The following is a 5,213-nucleotide window of genomic DNA, read 5'->3' on the forward strand; positions in this document are numbered from 1 at the left end:
TATGGGGTTGGGTGGGTGTGTTTTTTTCTAACCCCCCCCCCCCTGCCCCCGCCCCCGCCCCCCTCCGGGGCGGGCCCCCGGCGCCTGAGGGGCGTGAACCGGTCAGGTAAGTGAAGGGTCCGGTTCACGACAGGTAGGGACGTGGGGGAGGGGGATCAGCGGCCGATCCCGTTCACGTCAGTGCATGATCAACGGTTCAATCGGTGGTCAATTGGTGGGGGGGCTCAGTGGATGATGCGGGGTCTCAGTGGATGATGCCCGTCCGCAGGGCCACGGCGACCATGCCGGCGCGGTCACCGGTGCCGAGCTTGCGGGCGATGCGGGCGAGATGGCTCTTGACGGTCAGGGCGGACAGGCCCATCGAGACGCCGATCGCCTTGTTCGACTGGCCCTCCGCCACCAGCCGCAGCACCTCGACCTCACGACCGGAGAGCTCGCGGTAGCCGCCCGGGTGGCTCGGGGCACCCGGGTGGCGACGGTGCATACGGGCGGCGGCAGCGCCGATGGGGGCGGCACCGGGCCGGGTGGGGAGCCCGACGTTGGTGCGGGTGCCGGTGACGACGTAGCCCTTCACACCGCCGGCGAGGGCGTTGCGTACGGCGCCGATGTCGTCGGCGGCGGACAGGGCGAGGCCGTTGGGCCAGCCCGCGGCCCGGGTCTCAGACAGGAGCGTGAGGCCGGAACCGTCGGGCAGGTGGACGTCGGCCACGCAGATATCGCGGGGGTTGCCGATGCGGGGACGAGCCTCCGCGATGGACGAGGCCTCGATGACATCGCGCACACCGAGCGCCCAGAGATGGCGGGTGACGGTGGAGCGGACGCGGGGATCGGCCACGACCACCATGGCGGTCGGCTTGTTCGGGCGGTAGGCGACCAGGCTTGCGGGCTGCTCAAGGAGAACGGACACCAGGCCTCCTGGGGTGCGGGGACGGCTTTCAAGGTCACAGTCGTCTTCGGCACCAAACCCGTGGCCCTTTAGAGAAAGATCACGATTTAGTGAGTAACAATCGGGGCAATTCAGACACGTGGTCGATCGTTCGGTGAGTGAATCGGTTCGATCAAGGACTATTTCCTGACCGAAAGTGGCCGTATCGACAAAGTGACGGTCAAGTCGGTGGTGTCACGTCGCCGGTCGTCAGCGGTCGTCAGCGGTCGTCAGCGGTCGTCAGCGGGACTGCGGGTCGCGGCGCTGCGGCAGGGTCACCACCGAAGCGTCGCCCGGACCCGCCGGGGGCAGGCCCGCGACCTGGGCCAGCAGATCGCACCAGGCCGTCAGATGCGCCGCCGTGTCCGGCACGCCGCCCAGGCCCTCGCGCGGCGTCCAGGAGGCACGGATCTCGATCTGCGAGGCCGCCGGGCGTTCGGACAGGCCCCCGAAGTAGTGGGAGCTCGCCCGGGTGACGGTGCCGCTCGGTTCGCCGTACGACAGCCCGCGCGCCTGGAGCGCACCGGTCAGCCAGGACCAGCACACGTCGGGCAGCAGCGGATCGGCGGCCATCTCCGGCTCCAGTTCCGCGCGCACGAGCGTCACCAGGCGGAAGGTGCCCCGCCAGGCGTCGTGCCCCTCCGGGTCGTGCAGCAGCACCAGCCGGCCGTCGGCCAGGTCCTGGTCGTCGTCGACGACGGTGGCCTCCAGCGCGTACGCGTAGGGGGCGAGCCGCTGGGGTGCCTTGGTCTGCTCGACCTCGATCTGCGGCCGCAGGCGGCTGCCGCGCAGAGCCTCTACCGCGGCACGGAAAGCCGGTGGTGCCGTACTGCGTGAATGCCGGTCCGCCTCCCCGCCGTCCCTTGCCTCATCCGTTCCCCCGGTGCCGTCCGACAGTCTTCCCTGAGCCGCAGCCATGCCGGGAAGATTAAGGGGAACGGGGGCTTCGTGCAGGGAGAGACACCCGGACAACACGGCAACCCCGGCGCCGGGGCTTTCGCCGCCGTGCGAGACTTGCCCCCGTGAGTGCCAACCAGACGCCGCCCTCGGCCACGCCCGACGCAGTCAAGGATTCCGCCTTCCTCAAGGCGTGCAGGCGCGAACCCGTGCCCCACACCCCGGTGTGGTTCATGCGTCAGGCCGGCCGCTCGCTGCCGGAGTACCGCAAGGTGCGCGAGGGCGTCCCGATGCTGGAATCCTGCATGCGGCCCGAGCTGGTCACCGAGATCACGCTCCAGCCGGTGCGCCGGCACAACGTGGACGCGGCGATCTACTTCAGCGACATCGTCGTCCCGCTCAAGGCCATCGGCATCGACCTCGACATCAAGCCCGGCGTCGGCCCGGTCGTCGAGCAGCCCATCCGCACCCGCGCCGACCTGGCCCGGCTGCGTGATCTGACCCCCGAGGACGTCTCGTACGTCACCGAGGCCATCGGTCTGCTCACCGGTGAGCTCGGCCCGACCCCGCTCATCGGCTTCGCCGGGGCGCCTTTCACCCTCGCGAGCTACCTCGTCGAGGGCGGCCCGTCGCGCACGTACGAGAACGCCAAGGCGATGATGTACGGCGACCCGGAGCTCTGGGCCGACCTGCTCGACCGTCTCGCGGACATCACGGCCGCCTTCCTGAAAGTGCAGATCGAGGCCGGCGCCGCCGCGGTGCAGCTCTTCGACTCCTGGGTCGGCTCCCTCGCCCCCGCCGACTACCGGCGTTCGGTGATGCCCGCCTCCGCGAAGGTCTTCGACGCGGTCGCCGGGTACGGCGTGCCGCGCATCCACTTCGGCGTGGGCACCGGTGAGCTGCTGAAGCTGATGGGCGAGGCCGGCGCGGACGTCGTCGGCGTCGACTGGCGCGTCCCGCTCGACGAGGCCGCCCGCCGGGTCGGTCCCGGCAAGGCGCTCCAGGGCAACCTCGACCCGACCATCCTGTTCACCACACCGGAGGCGGTCGAGGCCAAGGCCCGCGAGGTGCTCGATGCCGCGGCCGGCCTGGAGGGGCATGTGTTCAACCTGGGCCACGGGGTCATGCCGTCCACGGACCCGGATGCGCTGACCCGGCTCGTCGAGTACGTCCACACGCAGACCGCGCGCTGAGGGCCGGTCGAAGCCGGAGCGTGCAAGGGGCTGGGCTACGGGCAGGGTCCGCCCGATAAGCCGACTCTCCCCACACCTCGTACAGCCGCAGGAAGAACAGGGCCACTCCGGACCAGCCACGCATGCAGTTCGGCGATCCGGCGGATGTCGTCGTCGAAGGCGACGGTCTGCCAACGGTCCGCCAGGTGGAGGTAGTTGAGGCCGATACCGGCCAGGCCGTCGTACAGTCCGATGCCCCGGGCCTCGCGGGACGGTCGCAGTCGCCCACGTGAACCGTTGAACGTCGCCCACGCCGCGTGCGTATGTCTCGGCAACCGCCCGCGGCACGGGGAAGGCGGGCCGCGGGGACTACGTGAGGAACAGGCGATGAACGACCGAGTTACTCCTCCGGCGATTCACGCGTTGCCCGACGGTGAGGCCGAGCTCACCGTGGTGGTGCGGCTGCCGTGGGAAGACGTGGCCCGGCTGGGGCAGGAGGCGGGGCGGCTCGCCGCGCAGATGCAGCGGCCGGTGACGCTCGATGAGGCCGTCGGTCATCGGCTGCGCTCCGCGAGGTCCGCGGCGCATGCGAAGCCGGCGGGGGAGCAGCCGGCTGCCGCCGCGATGCCGAGTGTGAGCGCGTCCGTGTCGTCGTTGCCGTCTCGGCCGCCTGCTGAGCAGGCTCGGCAGGCCATTGAGAGGATCAACGGATCTGCCTAGTCGCCGTGAGGGCGTGGGTGGTTCGGCGGCTGCGGGTCCGTCGTGGCTTGTCGCGCAGTTCCCCGCGCCCCTTTAGGGCGTTGCCCGCGCCGCCTGTCATGCGGTTCCGGCATTCACCGCCTTGGCCGCCTTTCGGGCTGCCACCAAGACCGGGTCCCACACCGGCGAGAACGGAGGCGCGTAGCCCAGGTCCAGGGACACCATCTGCTCCACCGTCATCCCGGCCGTCAGTGCCACCGCCGCGATGTCCACCCGCTTGCCCGCGCCCTCCTTGCCGACGATCTGTGCGCCCAGGAGCCGGCCGGTGCGGCGTTCCGCGAGGAGTTTGACCGTCATCGTCGCGGCGCCCGGGTAGTAGCCCGCGCGGCTGGTCGACTCGATCGTCGCCGTCACGTACCGCAGGCCTGCCCGGTGCGCGTCCTTCTCGCGCAGGCCCGTGCGGGCGATCTCCAGGTCGCAGACCTTGCTGACGGCCGTGCCGACCACACCGGGGAAGGTGGCGTAACCGCCGGCCGCGTTGGTGCCGATGACCTGGCCGTGTTTGTTGGCGTGGGTGCCGAGGGGGATGTGGCGTTCGCGGCCGGAGACCAGGTCGAGGACCTCCACGCAGTCGCCGCCCGCCCAGATGTTCTCGTGGCCGCGTACGCGCATGGCCAGGTCGGTCAGCAGGCCGCCGTGGTCGCCGAGGGGGAGGCCGGCCGCCCGCGCGAGCGCGGTTTCCGGGCGCACCCCGATGCCCAGGACCACCACGTCCGCCGGGTATTCGGCGTCCTCCGTGGCGACCGCGCGAACGTGGCCGTCCCCGCCGGTGAGGATCTTGGTGACCTCGGTGTCGTTGACCATCGTGATGCCCAGGCCCTCCATGGCCTCGTGCACCAGACGGCCCATGTCCGCGTCGAGCGTGGACATGGGCTCGCTGCCACGGTTGACGACCGTCACCTCGTAGCCGCGGTTGATGAGGGCCTCGGCCATCTCCACGCCGATGTAACCGGCGCCGACCACGACCGCGCGGCGGCCACGCGTGCGTGCCAGCGTGTCGATCAGGGCCTGGCCGTCGTCGAGGGTCTGCACGCCGTGGACGCCGGGGGCGTCGGCACCCGGCATGTCGGGGCGGATCGGGCGGGCGCCGGTCGCGATCACGAGTTTGTCGTACGACGTCCAGGACTCGGCGCCCGAATCGACGTCACGCGCGCGTACCCGGCCCCCGGCCACGTCGATCTCCATGACCTCCGTGCGCATGCGCAGGTCGATGTCCCGCGCCCGGTGCTCCTCGGCCGTACGGGCGATCAACCGGTCGCGGTCGGGCACGTCGCCGCCCACCCAGTACGGGATGCCACAGGCCGAGAAGGAGGTGAAGTGACCGCGTTCGAACGCCACGATCTCCAGTTCCTCGGGGCCCTTCAGGCGCCGCGCCTGGGGGGGGGGCCGCCACGGACCCGACGGGCGCGCCCCCCCCGCACAACCGCGCGCGCCCCCCCGCCCCCCCCCCACACCCACAC

5 protein-coding genes are annotated in these 5,213 nt (G+C 71.3%); 2 read left to right on the forward strand and 3 right to left on the reverse strand.

The window, feature by feature from the left end; translation table 11 throughout:
- Window positions 1–244 precede the first annotated feature (244 nt).
- Entirely contained in the window at window positions 245–907 is a 663-nt protein-coding gene (locus ACFWYS_RS04615; RefSeq protein WP_003997051.1) for a response regulator transcription factor, read from the reverse strand.
- Between the two features lie 258 nt (window positions 908–1,165).
- Window positions 1,166–1,843, reverse strand: a complete 678-nt coding sequence (locus tag ACFWYS_RS04620; RefSeq protein ID WP_384763240.1) for a DUF3000 domain-containing protein — start codon at window positions 1,841–1,843, stop codon at window positions 1,166–1,168.
- Between the two features lie 104 nt (window positions 1,844–1,947).
- On the opposite strand from ACFWYS_RS04620, the gene hemE reads away from it, so the two are divergent.
- Both hemE and ACFWYS_RS04630 read left to right on the forward strand, forming a co-directional pair.
- Entirely contained in the window at window positions 1,948–3,015 is a 1,068-nt protein-coding gene (gene hemE / locus ACFWYS_RS04625; RefSeq protein ID WP_384763242.1) for a uroporphyrinogen decarboxylase, read from the forward strand.
- Between the two features lie 366 nt (window positions 3,016–3,381).
- The gene (locus ACFWYS_RS04630) at window positions 3,382–3,714 is read left to right on the forward strand and encodes a hypothetical protein (protein ID WP_384763244.1); all 333 of its coding nucleotides are present in this window, start codon (window positions 3,382–3,384) and stop codon (window positions 3,712–3,714) included.
- A gap of 96 nt (window positions 3,715–3,810) precedes the next feature.
- On the opposite strand, the gene ACFWYS_RS04635 is transcribed toward ACFWYS_RS04630, so the two are convergent.
- Window positions 3,811–5,211: an FAD-dependent oxidoreductase gene (locus tag ACFWYS_RS04635; protein ID WP_384763247.1), complete on the reverse strand. Its 1,401-nt coding sequence runs from the start codon at window positions 5,209–5,211 to the stop codon at window positions 3,811–3,813.
- Window positions 5,212–5,213 lie beyond the last annotated feature (2 nt).

It is taken from the genome of Streptomyces sp. NPDC059010, from assembly GCF_042740355.1.
GTDB lineage: Bacteria > Actinomycetota > Actinomycetes > Streptomycetales > Streptomycetaceae > Streptomyces.